Here is a 19348-nt window from a genome sequence, read left to right as displayed (position 1 = left end):
GTCGGTGTGATCGCCGGAGGTTGTCTCGTCAGGGAGACACCATTGACCGTATCACTACGGGTGGAGATGTCATGCGAACCGACCTGCTTAGACTGGTCAGCCTCAGCCGTTGGCACAACTCCAGACGAGAACACAACATGAGGAGAAGTACCGTGAAACGACGCACTGTCATGGCCGCCGCGGCTGGAGCCTTTGCGGCATCAGCCCTTCCGCTGTCGCGAGCGGCAGCGGATGACACCCGGTCTCAGCTCGCCTCCATGACCTTGGACCAGAAGATCGGTCAAGTGCTATGGACCCATGTCTTCGGTGCCAGCGCTGACGACGCTTCAATGGCGAGGAAGAATCAGCTGGCCTTTGGCGATGACGTCCGCACTCCGGCCCAGGCCGTGCAGAAGTACCACCTTGGCGGGGTGCTGTACTTCAACTGGTCCGGTAACATCTCGACGCCCACGAATCCGGCCGCCGTCGCCCACCTTTCCAACGGCCTGCAAGAGGCGGCGAGGACGTCGTCGACGGCGCCGTTGGCCATCGCTGTCGATCAGGAGGGCGGTATCGTCGCGCGGATTACCTCCCCGGCCACCGAATTTCCAGGGAATATGGCGCTGGGTGCTGTCAATGACCCGCGCGCTGCGCGTGCCCAAGGCGCGGTGCTCGGTCGCGAGCTGGCTGCCCTGGGCATTAACGTGGACTTCGCCCCGGACGTTGACGTCAACACTAACCCAGCCAATCCCGTAATCGGGGTGAGGTCCATGGGGGACGATCCGGTGCGCGTCGGGGTACTCGGCGTCGAGCAGATTCGCGGCATTCAATCCAGAGGGGTTGCGGCCACCGCCAAGCATTTCCCAGGTCATGGTGATACCCAGATCGACTCCCATCTTGGTCTTCCGGTCGTGGAGTACGGTCGCACTACCCTGGAGCGTCACCTGGTGCCCTTCCGCATGGCGATCAGCGCGGAAGTGGACATGATCATGACAGCCCACATCATCGTTAAGACCTTGGACCCGACGATGCCGGCCACCCTGTCGAAGAAAGTGCTTACTGGCCTGCTGCGCGAACAGATGGGGTATCGCGGCATCATCACCACCGACGCCCTGGACATGGAGGGCGCCCAGCTTGCGGTCATGACCGAGGACGAGAAGGGCACGTATACCAGGCTCAAGGCTGCTGCCGACGCCGAGGGCAATGACCCCACGGCGGCCGATGAGGGGCATGCGAGTGCCGAGTTCAACGCCTTTATGAAACCGATCCGGGGGCGTGTTGCGGTGCAGGCTTTCGAAGCCGGATCCGACATTTTGCTGAACCCCCATGACGCTGATGCCGTCGTCACAGCGATGCGGAGGGCTATCGCGGACGGTCGGGTTAGCGAGCGGCGTCTCGACGAATCGGTGCTGCGCATCCTCTCTTGGAAGCGGCGTCGCTGCATTACGGGCAGGCCGGTTGACCTCGCGGCGGCCGATCGTGAGGTACGATCTGGCCGCAAGGTTGCTGACGACATCGCTGCCAGGTCGGTGACGATGCTGGTCAATGACGGCACTCTGCCGCTCAAGCCGTCACGGGTGCTCGTCACCGGAACACGTCGGGGTAATCCGGAGTACCTCGTCGAGCCGTTGCGCTTGGCCGGATTCACCCCGATTCTTGTTCCGTCAACCGGACAGGAACCGACGACAGCCGATGTCGAGAAAGCGGTGACTGTCGGTGTTGATGCCGTCATCGTGGTCACGCACGGGTTGAAACGTGGAGATGCCCAGGACGCCATGGTTAAGGCTCTGGCGCGGACCGGGAATCCGGTCGTGGAGATTATGACAGGGACCCCGTACGACGTGGCGATGACTCATCGCCCGCATGCCGCACTAGCTGTCTACTCCAACCGCAAGGTGAGCATGGTTGCGGCTGTCGCGATGATGGCTGGACGAAACCCGGTGGGGCGACTTCCGGTACGGGTGCCCGACCCGAACGGAGGCACAGCTTTTCCGCGCGGTTTCGGGCTCAGCTACCGCGCGACGCCCGGACCCTATGAGGGCCCGGGCGCGAAGACTGCTTGAGCGGGGGTCACGTCAGATGACGTTGACAAGGTCGCAGACGAAGACCAGCGTCTCACCGCCAGCGATCACACCGGAGATTCCTTGCGGACCGTAAGCAAGGTGGTGGGGGATGACGAGTTTGCGTCGTCCACCGACCTTCATACCTTGGACACCTTCATCCCACCCGGGGATCACCTGGCCAGCCCCTAGTTGGAAGGTCAGCGGCTCACCGCGGTTCCAGGAAGAATCGAACTCACGACCATTGCTTAAGGCCACGCCGACGTAGTGCACTTCGACGAGGTTGCCAGCGGACGCTTCAGGGCCGTCGCCGATGGTGATGTCCTCAACGACGAGGTCGTCGGGGGCGGAATCGGGCAGGGTCACTTCGGGCTTGCTCATGACGACAACCCTACGGGATCGACGCGTTTTGGTAATGAGCCTGAGCAGTCATGCTGGACCGTCCAGGCTCCCAGGGTTCAGTCCTCGACGTCGATCAGCCCAGAGTGGTAGGCCTTGACCAGATTTCGCGGGACGCGCAGGACCTTGCCCTCAACGCGGATCTCAACCAACTGTGTTGGCGTGGTCTTCCACTGGGCCCGCCTATGACGCGTGGTCGAACGGGACTTCTTTCGCTTCGGTACTGCCATGGCTTCACCAGCTTGACTTCGTGATTCCGGGGAGTTCGCCGCGGTGGGCCATCTCACGGAAACGGGCACGGGACACACCGGCCTTGCCAACGTAGCCGCGGGGACGCCCGTCGACTTGGTCACGGTTACGTAACCGCACGGGGGATGAATCGCGCGGCAGGCGAGACAGTTTACGCGATGCCTCCATGCGTTCGTCCAATGAGGCAGTTGGGCACTTCATGATGGCCTTGAGTTCGGCGCGCCTTTCGGCGTATTGGGCTACGAGCTTCTCACGTTTCTTCTGGGCGACAATCTTGGACTTTTTGGCCATTAGCGGGCCTCCTTGAACTCAATGTGACGACGCACGATGGGATCGAATTTTTTGAGGACGAGACGATCCGGGGTATTGCGTCGGTTTTTACGGGTGACGTAGGTGTAACCGGTTCCAGCTGTCGACCGTAGCTTGATGATTGGGCGCAGCTGTGTGGTCTTTTTGGCCATTAGATTTTCTCTCCTCGTGTGAGCATCTCGGCGACGACAATATCTACGCCGCGGCGATCGATCTCCTTGATTGCTTTGGGGGTCAGAGTCAGGGTGACTTTTCTACCCAACGAGGGCACCCAGTAGCGCTTCTTTTGGATATTAGGGTTCCAGCGGCGTTTGATGTGACGTTGGGAGTGCGAGACGTTGTTGCCGAATTCTGGCTTGGTGCCGCGGACCTGACAGCGTCGTGACATGGGTATCTCCTACCATGGGTTGCATATGAGAATCATTATCATATACTGACGACGACGAGATGCGAACTCGTCGTACGCACAGCTGGAGGGACACTGATGAAGCAAGGCATCCACCCCGACTACCACCCGGTGGTCTTCAGAGACATCTCGGCGGACACGGCTTTTCTGACGAGGTCAACGGTCACCAGTTCCACCGAGATCAAGTGGCAGGACGGCAATACTTACCCCGTCATCGACGTCGACATCACCTCGGCCAGCCACCCGTTCTATACAGGCAAGGCCAAGATTGTCGACACCGCCGGACGAGTTGAGAAGTTCAACCGGCGTTACGGCAAGAAATGAGACATCGGGATGGCATACGCGTCTCTCGTTGGATACGACGGGCTGAGGGGGTGATTTATTGACGTGGTGACGACGCAGGAAGACCTGGACTCGATTGACAATGAAGAGTGTGCCGTTGTCGATCGACATGCCGACTGATCCCTGGCATCGTCCAGTCCCTGGATGCAGCACCCGCCACGTGGACTGTGGCGGGTGCTTGTGTTCTCAGTGAGGCGTTGGTACCGATGTCAGCTCTCCTTGCGAGAGACGGGGCTGATGTCGTCCGAGGCCTTCTCGAAGATCTCGGCAAAGTGACACCGGCAAGCATGTTCGCCGTGACCGTCGGCGTGCATCGTCAGGGTGGTCTCCTTTTCCGAGCACAACGGTTGCGCCCGCCAGCACCTGGTGTGAAAGCGACACCCGGAGGGCGGATTTGCCGGGGAGGGCACATCGCCATGTAGCAGGATCTGGTGACGCATACCTCGCGCCGAGGGATCGGACACCGGCACCGCCGAGAGCAGGGCCTGGGTATACGGGTGAGTGGAACGTTCGTAGATCTGCTCCTCGTCACCAATCTCCATGATCCTCCCGAGGTACATGACGGCCACACGATCGGAGATGTGGCGCACCACCGACAGGTCGTGGGCGATGAAGATGTACGCCATCCCCAGTTCCCGCTGCAATTTCTGTAGCAGGTTGACGACCTGAGCCTGCACCGAAACATCCAGCGCTGACACCGGCTCATCGCACACCAGCACCTTGGGATTCAGGGCAATGCCGCGGGCGATTCCGATGCGCTGGCGCTGGCCGCCGGAGAACTCGTGCGGGTAGCGGTTGATGTGCTCCGGGTTAAGCCCGACGAGGTCGAGCAACTCTTTGACCCGCTCGGTTCGCTTGCGACGCGGTACAGCGTCAGGATGGATTCGGAACGCTTCACCGACGATGTCCCCCACCGTCATACGCGGATCCAACGAGGTATACGGGTCTTGAAAGACGATCTGAATGTCACGACGCAGTTTGCGCATCGCCGATCCCGTGAGATTCGTCACGTCGCGTCCCTCGAAGGTGATCGTGCCCGACGTCGGCGGCTCGAGGTTTACCAGCAGACGCCCCAGCGTGGACTTGCCGCACCCAGACTCTCCGACGACACCGAGTGTCTCGCCAGGATAGAGGTTGAAACTGACCCCGTCGACAGCCTTGACGTAGCCGACGGTATGGCGCACCACGCCGGATTTGAGCGGGTAATGCTTGGTGAGGTCACGTACCGACAAAATGGGTTTAGCTTTGTCGGCTGTGGTCTTAACGGTCACGACGGAGGACCTCCTCGGTGTGGTGGCAGGCGGCCCAGCGTCCGGGCTCGACTTCGACGAACTGGGGAGCGCCGCCGACGCGGCATTCCTCGGTAGCCCAGCGGCAGCGCGGGTGGAAGGAGCACCCTGATGGCAGGTTCGTTAGGGATGGCGGCAGACCGCCGATGGCGTATAGCTCGTGTCCCTTTTGGTCCAGGCGCGGGATGGAATCCAGCAGACCGACGGTATACGGGTGGGCGGGGTTGTCGTAGAGACGGCGGACGTCAGCGTGCTCGACGAACCGACCGCAGTACATGACCGCGATGTCGTCGGCCACGTCGGCTACCACCCCAAGATCATGGGTGATGAGGATCAACCCCATGCCGGACTCCTCCTGGAGCTCTTTGAGCAGGGTCATGATCTGGGCTTGAACAGTGACGTCGAGGGCCGTCGTCGGCTCGTCGGCGATGAGCACCCACGGGTTGAGTGCGATCGCTATCGCAATCATGATGCGCTGACGCATACCGCCAGAGAACTGGTGTGGGTAGTTGTTGGCACGCTCCTTGGCGGCGGGAATATGAACCCTCTCCATGAGGCGGATCGCCTCGGACATCGAATCAGAGCGGTTCATACCGCGGTGAACACGGAACATTTCGGCGATCTGCCATCCGACCGGGAATACCGGGTTCAGCGACGACAACGCGTCCTGGAAGATCATCGAGATGTGCTCGCCACGGATCTGACGACGTTTCTTTTCCGGCACCGTCAGCAGGTCTACCCCGCAGTACTCAATCCGCCCGCCAGTGATCTGGGCTGGAGGGGATTCGAGGATGCCCATAATTGCCTGTGCAGTCACCGATTTACCCGACCCTGATTCACCGAGAATGGCGAGGGTTTCGCGTTCAGACAAGGTGAAGCTCGTCCCGTTGATGGCCTTGGCTACCCCGTCACGGGTGCGGAACTCCACGTGCAGGTCGTCGACTTTAAGGAGCAGCCCGTCAACCGGTTCCATGTGAAGACGAGCGGGCGTGAGTGTCTTTCGTGCCATGTCGAAACCTCAGTGCTGTTTGGGGTCGAAGGCGTCCTGTGCCGCCTCGCCAAGGAAGATGAACGCCAGCACCGCCAGAGACAGGAATAGTGACGGGAACAGCAGCATGAACGGTGCCGACCGGACGTATCCCAACCCGGAGGCGTCAGAAATCGACACACCCCACGAGATGGCTGGTTCTTGCAGGCCGATGCCCAGATAGCTCAGTGTCGCCTCGATGGCGATGTAAGCACCCAGATTGATGGTGGCCACTACGATTACCGGGGCGACGGCATTGGGCAGGATGTGCGAGCGGATGATTCGCCACGACGACGCCCCGAGCGCGCGAGCTGCCTGTACGTAGTCGTGTGGTAGTACCTGAAGCACCGACGACCTCATAAGTCGTGCGATGGACGGCCAACCGAGGATGATGATCGCCCCCACCACTTTGAGCACCATGACGAGATACGGGGTGCCAGGCTCGTTGGGAAAGGTGTACAAGGTGATGATGCCGCCGAGCAGCAGCGGGATGGCGTAGAAAACGTCGCCGGTTCGGCTCAGCAGGGTGTCGAGCCAGCCGCCGCGGAAGCCCGCAACCAGACCGATGAAGGCACCGAGAATGGTCGTTCCCAAGGTGGCGAGAACGCCGACAAGGATCGACGATCTGGCCCCGTACACCGTCCGGGAGTACACGTCACACCCCTGGATATCGGTACCAAACCAGTGTACCGCCGAAGGGATGTGCCGGGCCGCTGACAGGTTGCAGTCGGTGGGGTCCTTCGAGGTGAAGATAGCCGGGACGGCCGCCATGACCAGAAAGACGACGATAAGAGTCACCGATATCCAGAACAGGGGGTTGCGTTCAAGGGAATCCCAGGCGTCATTCCACACCGAGCGCGGCTTGGAGTTGCCCAGTACATCGTTCTCGCCGGGCGTGGGATCGGCCATGGCCTCAGGACCGCTAGAGCCGAGCGGGGAAAGGTTCGTACGTGATTCAGTCATGGCTAATCCTCGGGTCGAGTACCCCGTACAGCAGGTCGACGAGGAGGTTTGCGAGCAGATATACCAACACGAGGCAGGTCACCGCACCGACCACCGAGACACCGTCGCGTTGGTTGATCGACCGGTAGACGTAATTGCCGATCCCGTTGATGTTGAAGATGCGCTCGGTGACGATGGCACCACCCATAAGGGCACCGAAGTCATACCCGATGAAGGTGATCACGGGGATGAGGGAGTTGCGCAGGGTGTGCACAGTCACGATCCGTGACGGCGACATGCCCTTAGCCTTGGCGGTGCGCACGTAGTCGGCTCGCTGGTTTTCCAGCAGGTTCGACCTTGTCAGGCGGGCCACGTAGGCCACTGACAACGCTCCCAGCACGAGTCCTGGCAGGACGAGTGCTCCCCATGAGCCGTCCCCGGCTGTCACTGGGAACCAGCCCAGCCGCAGACCGAAGACAAGCTGTGCCAGCGAACCGATGACGAAGATCGGGATTGAAATGACGACGAGCGAGGACACCAGGACGAAATAGTCGATGAATTTGCCGCGTCGCACACCCGCCCACGCACCGGCGAGGATGCCAATGACGATCTCAACGAGCAGGGCGATGATCGCCAGCTTGATCGTCACGGGGTAGCGGGCACCGAGCTCTGAGACGACGGTGTTGCCGTAATAGTCGACGCCGAGGTTTCCGTGCAACAGTTTCTCCAAGTACAGGCCGTACTGGACGAGTAGTGGTTTGTCGAGGTTGTATTCGGCCCGGAATGCCGCGACGTAGGAGGGCGGGCAAGGGCGTTCACCGCATCGTCCGGCCGTAGGGTCACCGGGCAAGGCAAAGACCAAACAGAAAATGATGAACGTCGTCCCGATGAGCACCGGAATCATCTGGAGGATGCGTCTGACGATGTATCTGGACATGGTGTTCCTCACGCCACCGTCGGTCCGTCGAGACTAATTCGGCAGACCGACGGGTGCGTCATCACGGATGAATCACTTCACGCTGACCGACTGGAAATCAATCGTGCCGAATGGAGTGAGCTTGACATTGGCGACCTTGTTTGACCACGCGAATGGGGTCGAGGTCGTCCACAGCGGGATGTTGGGTGGGTCCTCCACCAGCATCTTCTCGGCCTCCTGGTACAGCTTGTTGGCTTCCCCAGTGTTGGTAGCGGCAGGGGCGTCTGCGAGCTTGGCGTCGAAGGCCTTGTTCGAGTAGTCGTTGTCGTTGCTTGAGGCGCCGGTGGCGTACATCGGGGTCAAGAAGTTCTCGATGGAGGGGTAATCCATCTGCCATCCGGTGCGGAAGAAGCCCTGGAGCTGGCGCTTGGTGATCATGTCGCGCAGGGTCTTGAAGTCCGGGGTGACCTTGAGCTGGCACTTGAGGCCAAGGTCGTTCTTCCAGCCGTTGCAGATCGCCTGAGACCATGCCTTGTGGTCGCCATCACCGTTGACCGCAATGGTCAGGGTGCCCTTGTACCCACCGGACTTCTTGTACAGCTCGACGGCTTTGTCCTTGTCGTACTTGCACATCTGGCCACATTGGTCTTTCTTGTACCCGTCGACGACGGGGGAGACCCAGCTATCAGCGGGGGTTCGGGAGCCAGCGAAAATCTGCTTCGTGATGGTCTCGCGGTCGATGTCCATGCCAAGGGCCTTAACTAGGTCCTTGTTGCTGGCCAGCTGCTTGTCCTTGCCGGAGTAGGTCAGTGTCTGGTTGATGCCCGACTGACGGATGGCCCAGCGGCCAGACAGGTCACTCTTCCACTGGTCGTTGGTGAGCTGGTCGGTCGGGACGAGGTCGTTGATGTCGAGGTTGTTGGCGACCGTGTCGTTGTAGGCCGGACTGGCGTCGTTGTAGATCTTGAAGGTGACCTTGTCGACGTGGCCTTGGTACGCCCCGGCGTAGTTCTCATTCTTGGCGACGGTGATCGCGGTGGCGGTGTTGTCGGTGACCTTGTATGGCCCGGCGCCGATTGGCATCTTCTCCCACTTCTTGTTGGTCGGATCCTTGAGGAAGGCATCCGGCAGTGGGGCGAAGGCGGTGTAGCCCAAACGTACCTTGAGGTTAGAGACCTTTTCGGTGGTTTTGATGGTGAAGGTGTGGTCGTCAACGACTTTGAGGCCGCTCATGGTCTTGACCTTGGGCTTGGTTTTACAAGCTTCGTCACCACACTGTTCGTCGGCGTACCCCTCGATCGGCTCGAAGAAGTAGCCGGACTGCTGGGCATTGGGGCCGTAGGCGGCCCAGTTCCAACCGGCGACGAAATTCTGAGCCTTGACCTTGGTGCCGTCGGAGAACTTGTATCCCGGCTTGATCTTGACGGTGAAGTTCTGGTTGTCCTTGGTCTCGATGGACTGGGCGATGTCCATCTCCGGCTTGGCGGTGTCAGGGTTGTAATGGATAAGGCGGGCTGTGACGGCGTCGAGGACATTTCCGCCGCAGGTCTCGTTGGTGTTGGACGGAATGAGCGGGTTCTGTGGGGTACAGCCGCGAACGGTGATTGATCCGCCGTCTTTGGCCGGGGCGCTGTTATTGCTGCCGCCGGCGGCTGACGATCCGGCAGCCGAGTCATCCTTGGCCGCGACATCCTCGCCGCAGGCTGACAGCGTCATCAAACCTGCGAGGGACAGCGCAATGAGTGGCCTCATGTGACGCATGGTGTCTCCTTCTCACGTCACGTCGGCATCCAACCGACGGTTTCGGGACACCATGCCATCGCGAAGCGTCATTCGTCAGCCGTTTCGTAAGGCTGATACAAGATCGTGACCATATTGAAACATGTGTATAATTATTCGATTGGGTGGACGTCAGTCTCACGATGTGGAGATATCTGGGGTAGTCCACCGCGTCATCGCAGGCTTTAGGGGTTTCGGAACACAGATCGTCGTGCCCTTGGACATACGCAAAGGGACCCACACCTGCAGATGCGAGTCCCTTTCTTCTGAAGTTGTGTGAATCAGGAGATCTCGTCGACCAGAGCCTTAGCGAAGGCGGGTAGATCGTTGGGGTTGCGCGAGGTAAGTAGTACCCAGCCGTTGCCGGGGCAACGGAAAAGTTCCTTGTCTACCCAGGAAGCTCCGGCATTTTCAAGGTCCGGTCGAATGGAGATATAGGAGGTCATCGTCTTGCCTTTGGCAACGTCGGCGTCAATCAGTACCCACGGTCCGTGACAGATAGCCCCGACTGGCTTGCCAGCAGTTGCGAACTCCTTGACCAGGCGGCGTCCGTCCTCGTCAATACGCAAGGTATCCGCATTGACGGTGCCACCGGGGATGACGAGCAAGTCGTAATCGGAAGCCTTGGCGTCGGCAAGCCTGGAATCAGCGTTCACCTTGGACGCCCAATCCTTGTCGCCGGTGACGGTTTGAATGGACTCGCCGCTGTTGGAGGCGACGGTTACCTCGATGCCGGCCTTCTTGAGGGCGTTGAGGGGCTCGACGAGCTCGGCCTCCTCGACTCCGAAGTCGGTGACGGCGATAAGTGCGCGTGCAGCCACGGTGGTTCCTCCTTCAATCGCTTTCAGTGGTGGAACAAGACCAAAGGCTGAAATATTCCGATTTCGGCACAGTGGAGCCTCCCCGGCCACCACACTGTTGCCGCGGCAGGGCCCACAGTGTGAGATCACGGCCAGAATAGGCCCCTTGAGAGGTGATACAAGATCAGGGTGAGTCCCCAAAGCTGACGAAATCTGTCAACTGAAGAATGGATGGTCGGGGTGACAGGATTTGAACCTGCGACCTCTTCGTCCCGAACGAAGCGCGCTACCAAACTGCGCCACACCCCGCGACCACGGTCATCTTTCCCATTGGAATGGCCGACGCATACTTTAACCCAGCTTGGTCGAAAGCGCCAAGCTGGCCCTGTCAGGGTCGGGGAACGAGGGTAAGCAGGGTGGCCTCCGGCCGGCAGAAAGTCCGGTACGGAGCGAAGGGGGAGCATCCCAATCCGGCCGACACGTGCAGCCACCCGGTGTGTCCGCCGCGGCCGTGCTGAGACAGCCCTTTGGCGCGTTCAGTGTCTAAATCACAGTTGGTGATAATGGCTCCGGTGAAGGGCAGGCATACCTGTCCGCCATGAGTGTGACCCGCGAAAACGATGTCCATACCATCGCTAACCATGGCGTCGAGAATCTTGAGATACGGGGCATGGGTGACGCCGATATTGAGGTCCGCCTCGCCGTCAGGTGGGCCAGCCACCTCCTCGTAATGGTCGCGGTCGTGATGGGCGTCGTCAGTACCGCGCAAAGTCAACCGGTGACCGGCCACCTCCAGCGTTTCGGACTTGTCGTTGAGGTCGAGCCATCCCGCAGAGGTGAAAGCCTGACGAAGTTCCTCATGGGGAAGCTCTGGCACTGGTTCGGTGGCTTGCTGAGAGCGTCCCCATAGGAGGTACGAGAACGGGTTCTTGAACTTTGGTACCAGGTAGTCATTGGACCCAAAGACGAATGTCCCAGGCCGCTGTAGCAGCCCCGACATGTCGTCGAGAAGTGGCTGGAGCGAGTCGGCCGAGCAAAAGTTGTCGCCGGTGTTGATGACAAGGTCAGGATTGAGAGCGTCGAGTTGACGAATGAACCGCCGCTTGGTCTCCTGGCGGGCTAGCAGATGTAAGTCTGACATATGCAGTATGCGCAACGGTGAGCTGCCGGGCTTTAATACCGGCACCTCGACGTGACGCACCACAAATCGATGCGCTTCGATTACACCGTAGGCCAGACCTGCAACGCCGACCCCAATAACGCTAGCGACCGCTGTGAAGCCCGTCTTCATGGCGGCTCTCATGTCAGCGAGGTCCCGTCGTTCCGGGCGGGTTCTGTTGACCACCTCCGGTGTTACCCCCGTAATCGCCGCCATTATTACCCTCGGTGCCGCCATTATTACCCGCGGTATTATCGCCGGGTGGGTTGTTCTGCTGGCCACCGGGCTGCTCATTGCCGGGGTTGTTTGGCTGGTTTTGTGGCGGCTGCGGAGGAGCGTAGGTCGGTTTAGGGGCTGGCTTCGGGCCCTTCGATATTTTGAGGGTGACGGCGGCTCCGGCGTGGGCTGACCCCTCGGGATCCGTGCCGAGGTAGGTACCGGGCTCTGAGTCGTCCCATACATGCCACACTTTGGTGCGGAATCCCGCCTTAAGAATGGCAGCTTTGGCCTGGGGATAGGTCATCCCGTCAGTGCTGGGAATCTTGATGAGCTTGCCGTAGCGCACCTCGTCGGTGGGAGCTACGAACTCTGTCTTGGGCTTGCCTTGGAGGGCGCCGGCCATCGCCGCACGGTAGATCTTGCCGGCGTCGCTACCACCAGAACCGTTGAGGTAGACCCCGGTAGAGGTCCGGATGCCCTTGATCGAGCGGGACTTATCGCCACGGAAGTAGGAGTTTCCACCATCGGCAGCGATCATCGCTACACCGGCAGCCTGCGGGGTATACCCGTCGAACCAGGCAGCCTCATGGGCGTCGGTGGTACCTGTCTTGCCGGCCTGCGGATAACCACCTGGAATCCTCGCGGGCATACCCGTGGCGTCCATGACACCTGAAAGCACCGAGTTAACGCCGTCAGCAACCTTCTGCGGCATGACTCGCTTGCAATTGCCGGTCGGGACCTTAAGAGGTGAACCATCGCGATTCTTAACCGACGTGAGAATAATGGGGTCGCACTGAATGCCACGTGAGGCGAAGGACGCATAGGACGAAGCCATGGACAGTGGGGACACATAAGCAGTACCGAGGGTAAACGATGGCACCTTCTGGAAGGTCTTGACGATGTCCTTACCGCTAGAGAGTTTCACGCCACTGTCCTGAGCCATTTTGGTGACCCCGCACATACCGACGTCCTGCTCTAGCTGGACAAAGTAGGTGTTAACCGACCACGCGGCCGCCTCACGCAAGCCGATGTTCCACGAGTGTCCGGTTGAGTTGCGCACCCGGAACGGCCCCGACTTAAAGGTGCCCTTACAGCTGGTGAACTTTTCGCCGGTGAAGTCCATGGGAGAGGATGCGGTGTAATGCTTGCTCATGGGTATGCCCTTGGCAATGGCCGCAGCCGTCGTGAAGGCCTTGAAAGTCGACCCTGCCTGGAAACCAGTGGCTCCGCCCATTGAGGCCGGTGCCATGTAGTTGTAGTAGGTTTGCCCGGGCTTGTCGCCCATGATGGGACGAGACTGTGCCATCGCCATGAGCAAGCCGGTGCCCGGCTGGACGATGGCTGTTCCGGCAAGAACTGGGTCCTTGGGCCCGACGACGTTCGAGACGGCGTTCTGGGCGGCATCCTGAACCTTTGGGTCAATACTCGTCTGGATTGTCAATCCACCACGCTTGACCATCTTGGCCCGCTCCTCGGGGTTCTTGCCCAGACTCGGCATCTGCAACAAGCTGCGATACGCGTAGTCGCAGATGAACGGGTACTTCGATGAGATGCAGCCGTTTTTCGGATAAAAGACCTTCGACTTGTCGAAGACGGTCGCCTCGGCCTTCCGAGCTTGGTCAGCGCTGATGAGGTTAAGTTGGGCCATACGTGCCAGCACGATATTGCGGCGGTTCATGGCTGCCTCTGGGTGGTTTACTGGGTCGTAGGCGACCGGGTTCTGTACCAGGCCAGCTAGCATCGCCGACTGGGCGAGGTCAAGGTTGGCGGCTGTGGTCCCAAAGTAGTGATGAGCTGCAGACTCGACGCCGTAGGCACCGTCACCGAAATAGGCGATATTGAGGTAGCGCTCCAGGATCTGTTTCTTAGAGAGCTTCTTCTCCATAGCCACCGCATAGCGCAACTCTTGTATCTTTCGGGTGATCGTCGGCTCCTGGGCGGCTTGCACGCCCTCCTCATTGCCCGCAGCTACGGCAGCCTCGATACGGATCTGCTTGACGTACTGCTGGGTCAGAGTTGATCCGCCCTGCCGGGCTAATCCGGCGATGTTTGTCGCTAGGGCGCGAGCGGTGCCTTTGAGGTCGATCGCACCATGGGAGAAGAATCGGTTGTCCTCGATAGCGACCTGGGCCGTTTGCATCTGCTTGGAGATCTTTGACAACGGAACGTATTCGCGGTTCTCGTCGTAGAAGGTGGCTAGTACCGATCCATCGGCCATCAGAATGTGGGACTTTTGAGCCTGCGGTGTGCTCATCAATTCGGGAGGTAGGTCCTCCATGCTACTGGCAACCATCTTGGCCGTTCCGCCGGTTAAAGCCGCCAGGGGCACAACGAATCCAGCCATTAGCAGTCCGGTCAGGATACTTACGATTCCGAACATGGCCAGGGGGTAGAGCTTGCCGTGCCTGTCTGAGCGCATGTACCCAAGAATACGTGAGGCTTCAGACATACCCGAGTTACCTGGGTCAGCGGCAAGTCTTTCCTGGGTTTACTCCCTGTTCCTACTATCGTGGCAATCGCGCCTGACAGCCTTTGCGTCACGGCGTCACGCAATAGACTGCGGCGCTCCCGTGTACGGCGGGGTCGCCGTACTGTCGCCGGTTAGACTTTGGTGTCCGAACCTGGCAGGAGGGTTGATGACGCGAGTCGTCCAGAAGTTCGGCGGGTCCTCAGTGGCCGATGCCGCATCGATTAAGCGCGTGGCGCGCCGTATTGCCGCCACAAAGCAGGCGGGCAATGACATTGTCGTCGTCATCTCGGCTATGGGTGACACCACTGACGACCTGATGGACCTCGCCTTGGAGGTTTCCCCACAGCCCGCTCCCCGGGAACTCGACATGCTCCTGACGACGGGTGAGCGGCAGTCCGCTGCCCTGCTCGCGATGGCTCTGTCTGACGTGGGTATCCCGGCACGCTCGTACACCGGTTCTCAGGCTGGAGTTATTACGACCGCGGCCCACGGCAATGCCCGCATTATTGACATTACCCCCGGGCGAATTGAGAAGTCTTTGGAGGCCGGAGACCTCGTCATTGTCGCGGGATTCCAGGGGGTTTCCCAAACAACTAAGGACGTCACCACCCTAGGGCGGGGGGCGTCTGACACCACTGCGGTCGCCCTGGCCAGCTCCCTGGGCGCTGATTTTTGTGAGATCTACTCTGACGTCGACGGTGTCTTTACTGCTGATCCACGGATCGTCAAGGGTGCCCGACGCATTCCTGAGATCTCCTACGAGGAGATGCTCGAAATGGCCGCTTGCGGTGCCAAAATCCTCCATCTGCGTTGCGTCGAATACGCCCGCCGTGAGGACGTGCCAGTGCACGTACGTTCCTCGTTCTCTGACAAACCCGGCACCTGGGTCAAGGACCCTACCGACATCACGAAGGGATCTGACATGGAAGAGGCCATCATCTCCGGGGTGGCCCATGACCGCTCGGAGGCCAAGATCACCATCGCCGGTCTTCCTGACGCGGTGGGTCGAGCTGCCCAGATCTTCGAGATCATCGCTCACGCTGACATCAATATCGACATGATTGTGCAGAATGCCTCGCGGGTTATGAATGGGCGTACGGACCTCTCCTTTACCTTGCCGATGAATGACGGACCCACGGCAGTCCGCGCCCTGACCGCCGTCAAGGACGAGTTGGGCTACGAGCAGATCCTGTACAACGACCAGATTGGCAAGGTATCGGTGGTCGGCGTGGGCATGAGGACTCACCCCGGGGTCACCTCGACGTTCTTCCGTGCTTTGGCCGACTGCGGCATTAACTTGCAGATGATCTCGACTTCCGAGATTCGCATCTCGGTGGTTGTGGATGCCGATCAGGTTGACGAGGCCGTTCGCGTTGCTCATACCGCCTTCGGGCTCGATGCTGAAGGCGAGGCCGTCGTCTACGCCGGGACCGGCCGTTAAGGCGACCATGCCTGAATCCCATGATGACGACGTTTATGACCTTCTCCGTCTTCCGGAGGCTGCCCCGCCAGTAGACGTTTATGACAGCCTCGACATTGACGCCGTCACTTTCGGTGCCGATGTTTCTCGCCGTAGCCTGAGGCGGTTTGGCGCCGACGAGGACTTCGATCGCACCCGGGTTATCTCCGGGGTCATCACCTCCCCAGCAACGTCGGCTGCCCCCGAGGCTCCTGCTGAGGGGTCGTTGCGTCGCGCCAGCATCGTCATGGCTGCCGGCACGATGGTGTCGAGGATTCTGGGATTCGTCCGCACATACTTGCTCACCGTCATTGCGGCTGGTACTTCATTAACCCTCGACGCTTTCCAGGCCGCTAACACCCTGCCAAATGTTGTGTTCATCCTGCTCAGTGCGGGAGTACTCAATGCCATCCTTATTCCGCAGATCACCAGGGCCATGAAGCAGCCAGACGGTGGTCAAGAGTTCGTCGATCGATTGCTGACGGTGTCGTTCGCGTCAGTGCTCGTCGTTACCACTGTGGCGACGTTGGCCTCGCCATGGCTCTTGGATCTCTATTTCTCATCGAGTGGGGCGACTCGTCACCTCACCATTTTCTTCGGGTTTATATGCATGCCGCAGATCTTCTTCTACGGTCTCTACGCGATCCTCGGCCAGGTACTTAACGCACGCAACCAATTTGCTGCTTTCATGTGGAGTCCGGTGCTGGCGAACGTCATTCAGATTGCCGGACTGGTGTGGTTCCTGGTGCAATTCGGAGCCCATCCTGACCCCGCTACCTGGACCCCTGAGATGGTGTGGGTATTGGCCGGAACGACGACCTTGGGCATCATCATCCAGGGCTTGTTCCTCATCATCCCGTTGCATCGCGGCGGGTTCCGGTGGCGTCCTCGCTGGGGAATCCGCGGCTACGGTCTGGGAGCTGCCGCGCGTATCACGGTGTGGACCTTCACCGCACTGGTCATCGCTCAGTTCGCCGGCATCATCATGAAGAAGATGCTGTCCCACGTACGCCTGGTGCACCCGGAGGTGTCGTCGTCGATTAGTGCCTACGACAACGCCTTCCTGATCTTTATGCTGCCGCAGAGCTTCATCACGACGTCAATTCTTACTGCACTCTTCCCACGAATGAGCCGGGCTAATGCCGACGGCAGCAATTCCGCCATGAAAAAGCTGCTGCGTCAGGGATTGGAAATGCCAGCCCTAGCGATCATCCCATGTTCGCTGGCGATGGTCGTGCTGGCCCGCCCCGGCGTGCAGACAGTGTTCTCGCTGGAACCTGGTCAGGTCGGGTCGTTGGCACGAGCCGTGGCGGTCATGGGGGTGGGCCTGCTGCCCTTCGGTATCGCTACCCTGCAGCAGCGCTACTGCTTCGCCCGCGAGGACGGCAAGCTCAACCTCATCATGCAGGCGGTTACTACGGGCGTCCAGCTCATCATCTTGGTGACGATGTTCGTCTTTCCGCCTCAGCATGCCCTTGTCGTCGTGGCGGCTGCTCAGACCATTGCCAACCTTGTTGGAGCGGTGGCGTGGCTGGTGGTGGCTTCTCGCCAGCTCGGCGGTATTGGCATGGGAGAGGTTAACCGACTGTGGACCAAGCTCGCTGTGGCCTCGATCGTTGCTGCGGTTCCGACATACCTCGTCGCTCATGGGATCGACGCTGCGGGTCATGGCGCGTGGGTCGGTCACGCTGGCGGTACCTTGATCGGCGGGGTGCTGTTCGTTGCCCTATTCCTCGTCCTGGCGAAGATATTGCGCATTGTCGAGGTCTTGGACTTGCTGAATCCTATGTTGCGTAAGGTGATGCGCCGGAGCTAAGGCAGGGCTGACGATCTGTGACCGATAGATCGTGTCAGTTGTGACAGCCGAAGCCATTCTGGTTGACGGCAGTACCACGGCAGTAAACTTTGCCGGTTTCGAGGCCACCAGTATTGACGGTCAACTCAGAGACGGTGACGAGTGTCATGCCCTTGTGACGGAGCGCTTCGATTATCCCGCTGGTCGCGTCGGCGGTTGACGAATAGGTGTCGTGCAGCACGATGATCGGCTGGGTGTAGGTCGTGGCGTACTCGGTCACCGTCTTGGTGATCTTGCCGGCGTTACGGTTCTGCCAGTCATTGGAATCGGCGGTCCAGTTGACCATGGCCAGATTCTGTTTGGCCATCGCGGCATCGATCTGCTCGTTGTGCGCACCATACGGCAGACGGAAGAGCATCGTCGGTCGTCCAGTGAGCTTACTTAGGGCATTGACGGCATCGGTGATCTCAGCTGTGCGGCCCCGAGGCCCGAGTGTCGTCAGAGTTCGGTTGCTGGCCGAGTGACTGCCAACCTCGAAACCGGAGCCGGCCAGCAAGGTGGAGGTGTCTGGGTGGTTGTCAACGTTGGTCCCGAGCAGGAAGAAGGTGGCGGCGGCTTTCGCGTGAGTGAAACCATCAATGACCTTCGCAGTAGTATCAGCGGGTCCGTCGTCATAGGTCAGGGCCACACAGTTTTCGACGATGCAGTCGACACCAATTGCCGTTGAGGGGTGGGTCGGTGTGCTGCTCGTTTTGGTGGCCGGGTCGCCCGGGAGGGGCCTGGTGTTCGGAGAATCTGCTGGTTTCGGGCTCGTCTTGAGTTTGGTAAACCATGTCGCATCCGTTGACGGGGTACCGGTGAACGACGTCGGGTGTAGTGAGGCGCCGAGGGCCTTCTGGCCGAGCCCACTGAGCGTCGGAGAGACGGCCTTGGAATCGATGAGAACAGTACGTTGAACGCTATCGATAGCTCCCGCCGGGAACTTCACAAGCAGGTCCCCCTTGGAGTCAAATGACAGTGCAGGTCCGGTGCCATAGGGGGCTTGCGGTTGCTGGAGGGCCGCCTCAGCCTTCTTGCCGTTGAGGCCATCGGCATGGGCAGATTTAACAACTTCCTGGCTGAACTTTGGCCAACCGGGCCACGAGATGAGGGCGCTCGCTGACAGGGTTTGTTTCATTGTGGCGTCGTACCACAACGTCGTTGTGGACTGAGAGGTTGTTTTGCCCTTCGTCACTTCAGCCTGCAACTCGACCCCAAGTAGGTCAGTTGTCGAGGAGATGAAATGGCCGGTCATAGTGACCTTCGTAGCCGAATCCCATGCAGCGCCGCGTAGGGTGCGCTCACGGACGACCTCGATGGCCTGGCTGAGATTACGGGCGGTGGTGATAGTTGGGACCTTGATGGAAATGTCTGACGGCTTGCGGAAGGACGTTGATGTCATCGACGCCCCTGAGACATGGTCGCTGGCCACGGAGGTGGATTTCATGGTTGACCGGATGTCTGAGGGCGAGGCGTTGGGGTCCCCGTCGTCGTGAGAGCAGGCTCCAAGTGAGAGCAGGGCAACCAAGGCGATGGCCAGGGCTCGAATCGAGCGACGCGGGGAGGCACTCACGATTTATAGATTAAGGCTCTGCTCAAGTAGGGAAGAGTCACAACGCCGAGCGTCGCCGATATTCTGGGAGAGTTCTTCGAATTCTCAGATGACTGGCGATATTGGGGCACACTCTGTCACTGGTTCGTGCCAGTTGT

At 59.9% G+C, this 19348-nt stretch carries 19 protein-coding genes and 1 tRNA gene; 5 read left to right on the top strand and 15 right to left on the bottom strand.

What is annotated here, in order from left to right:
• The first annotated feature begins 170 nt into the window (after positions 1-170).
• Positions 171-2042 (top strand): glycoside hydrolase family 3 protein, encoded by a 1872-nt coding sequence (locus CPA42_RS11450; RefSeq protein WP_002519712.1) that lies wholly within the window; start codon positions 171-173, stop codon positions 2040-2042.
• A 12-nt stretch (positions 2043-2054) separates the two neighbouring features.
• On the opposite strand, the gene CPA42_RS11445 is transcribed toward CPA42_RS11450, so the two are convergent.
• From CPA42_RS11445 to rpmB, 5 genes are all read right to left on the bottom strand, one after another.
• Positions 2055-2420 (bottom strand): FKBP-type peptidyl-prolyl cis-trans isomerase, encoded by a 366-nt coding sequence (locus CPA42_RS11445; protein WP_002519535.1) that lies wholly within the window; start codon positions 2418-2420, stop codon positions 2055-2057.
• Between the two features lie 77 nt (positions 2421-2497).
• Positions 2498-2668, bottom strand: coding sequence for a 50S ribosomal protein L32 (gene rpmF, locus CPA42_RS11440; protein ID WP_002514596.1), 171 nt, complete (start codon positions 2666-2668; stop codon positions 2498-2500).
• 4 nt (positions 2669-2672) lie between these two features.
• Positions 2673-2978 carry a 30S ribosomal protein S14 gene (gene rpsN, locus CPA42_RS11435; protein WP_002516294.1) on the bottom strand — a complete coding sequence of 102 codons (306 nt, stop codon included), beginning with the start codon at positions 2976-2978 and terminating at the stop codon, positions 2673-2675.
• Positions 2978-3148: a 50S ribosomal protein L33 gene (rpmG, locus tag CPA42_RS11430; RefSeq protein WP_002516218.1), complete on the bottom strand. Its 171-nt coding sequence runs from the start codon at positions 3146-3148 to the stop codon at positions 2978-2980. Before rpmG ends, rpsN begins: the two co-directional genes overlap by 1 nt.
• Positions 3148-3384, bottom strand: a complete 237-nt coding sequence (gene rpmB / locus CPA42_RS11425) for a 50S ribosomal protein L28 (RefSeq protein WP_002516344.1) — start codon at positions 3382-3384, stop codon at positions 3148-3150. Before rpmB ends, rpmG begins: the two co-directional genes overlap by 1 nt.
• A 96-nt stretch (positions 3385-3480) precedes the next feature.
• Between rpmB and CPA42_RS11420 the strand changes: the two genes are divergently transcribed.
• The gene (locus CPA42_RS11420; RefSeq protein ID WP_002516274.1) at positions 3481-3726 is read left to right on the top strand and encodes a type B 50S ribosomal protein L31; all 246 of its coding nucleotides are present in this window, start codon (positions 3481-3483) and stop codon (positions 3724-3726) included.
• 227 nt (positions 3727-3953) lie between these two features.
• Here CPA42_RS11420 and CPA42_RS11415 read toward each other — a convergent pair whose 3' ends face one another.
• The 9 genes from CPA42_RS11415 to CPA42_RS11375 all read right to left on the bottom strand — a co-directional run bounded on the left by CPA42_RS11415 (position 3954) and on the right by CPA42_RS11375 (position 14324).
• On the bottom strand, positions 3954-5015 hold the full coding sequence (locus CPA42_RS11415; protein ID WP_002516371.1) for an ABC transporter ATP-binding protein: 1062 nt from the start codon (positions 5013-5015) through the stop codon (positions 3954-3956).
• Entirely contained in the window at positions 5005-6006 is a 1002-nt protein-coding gene (locus CPA42_RS11410) for an ABC transporter ATP-binding protein (RefSeq protein ID WP_002516303.1), read from the bottom strand. Before CPA42_RS11410 ends, CPA42_RS11415 begins: the two co-directional genes overlap by 11 nt.
• A gap of 45 nt (positions 6007-6051) precedes the next feature.
• Positions 6052-6969: an ABC transporter permease gene (locus CPA42_RS11405; RefSeq protein WP_002519534.1), complete on the bottom strand. Its 918-nt coding sequence runs from the start codon at positions 6967-6969 to the stop codon at positions 6052-6054.
• 46 nt (positions 6970-7015) lie between these two features.
• Positions 7016-7939: an ABC transporter permease gene (locus CPA42_RS11400; protein ID WP_002516306.1), complete on the bottom strand. Its 924-nt coding sequence runs from the start codon at positions 7937-7939 to the stop codon at positions 7016-7018.
• 72 nt (positions 7940-8011) lie between these two features.
• The gene (locus CPA42_RS11395) at positions 8012-9679 is read right to left on the bottom strand and encodes a peptide ABC transporter substrate-binding protein (RefSeq protein ID WP_002516197.1); all 1668 of its coding nucleotides are present in this window, start codon (positions 9677-9679) and stop codon (positions 8012-8014) included.
• Positions 9680-9978: 299 nt separating this feature from the next.
• Positions 9979-10518 (bottom strand): type 1 glutamine amidotransferase domain-containing protein, encoded by a 540-nt coding sequence (locus tag CPA42_RS11390; RefSeq protein ID WP_002516283.1) that lies wholly within the window; start codon positions 10516-10518, stop codon positions 9979-9981.
• A 211-nt stretch (positions 10519-10729) separates the two neighbouring features.
• Positions 10730-10806: transfer RNA gene (locus CPA42_RS11385), tRNA-Pro, on the bottom strand.
• Between the two features lie 79 nt (positions 10807-10885).
• A complete protein-coding gene (locus tag CPA42_RS11380; RefSeq protein ID WP_002519532.1) occupies positions 10886-11800 on the bottom strand; it encodes a metallophosphoesterase in 915 nt (304 codons plus the stop codon).
• 1 nt (position 11801) lies between these two features.
• On the bottom strand, positions 11802-14324 hold the full coding sequence (locus CPA42_RS11375; RefSeq protein WP_002516311.1) for a transglycosylase domain-containing protein: 2523 nt from the start codon (positions 14322-14324) through the stop codon (positions 11802-11804).
• A 187-nt stretch (positions 14325-14511) separates the two neighbouring features.
• Between CPA42_RS11375 and CPA42_RS11370 the strand changes: the two genes are divergently transcribed.
• Both CPA42_RS11370 and murJ read left to right on the top strand, forming a co-directional pair.
• Positions 14512-15786 carry an aspartate kinase gene (locus CPA42_RS11370; RefSeq protein WP_002514581.1) on the top strand — a complete coding sequence of 425 codons (1275 nt, stop codon included), beginning with the start codon at positions 14512-14514 and terminating at the stop codon, positions 15784-15786.
• Complete coding sequence (gene murJ, locus CPA42_RS11365) at positions 15743-17620, top strand: murein biosynthesis integral membrane protein MurJ (RefSeq protein WP_002519708.1); 1878 nt, start codon at positions 15743-15745, stop codon at positions 17618-17620. Before CPA42_RS11370 ends, murJ begins: the two co-directional genes overlap by 44 nt.
• A 34-nt stretch (positions 17621-17654) precedes the next feature.
• Here murJ and CPA42_RS11360 read toward each other — a convergent pair whose 3' ends face one another.
• The gene (locus CPA42_RS11360; RefSeq protein ID WP_023031397.1) at positions 17655-19040 is read right to left on the bottom strand and encodes a polysaccharide deacetylase family protein; all 1386 of its coding nucleotides are present in this window, start codon (positions 19038-19040) and stop codon (positions 17655-17657) included.
• Between CPA42_RS11360 and CPA42_RS11355 the strand changes: the two genes are divergently transcribed.
• Positions 18955-19134: a hypothetical protein gene (locus CPA42_RS11355; RefSeq protein WP_002519528.1), complete on the top strand. Its 180-nt coding sequence runs from the start codon at positions 18955-18957 to the stop codon at positions 19132-19134. The genes CPA42_RS11360 and CPA42_RS11355 overlap by 86 nt on opposite strands.
• Positions 19135-19348 lie beyond the last annotated feature (214 nt).

Origin of the sequence: Cutibacterium acnes (genome assembly GCF_003030305.1) — a bacterium.
GTDB classification, from domain to species: domain Bacteria; phylum Actinomycetota; class Actinomycetes; order Propionibacteriales; family Propionibacteriaceae; genus Cutibacterium; species Cutibacterium acnes.
Note: the sequence above shows the minus strand (reverse complement) of the source record. Positions and strands in the feature narration are given on the sequence as shown.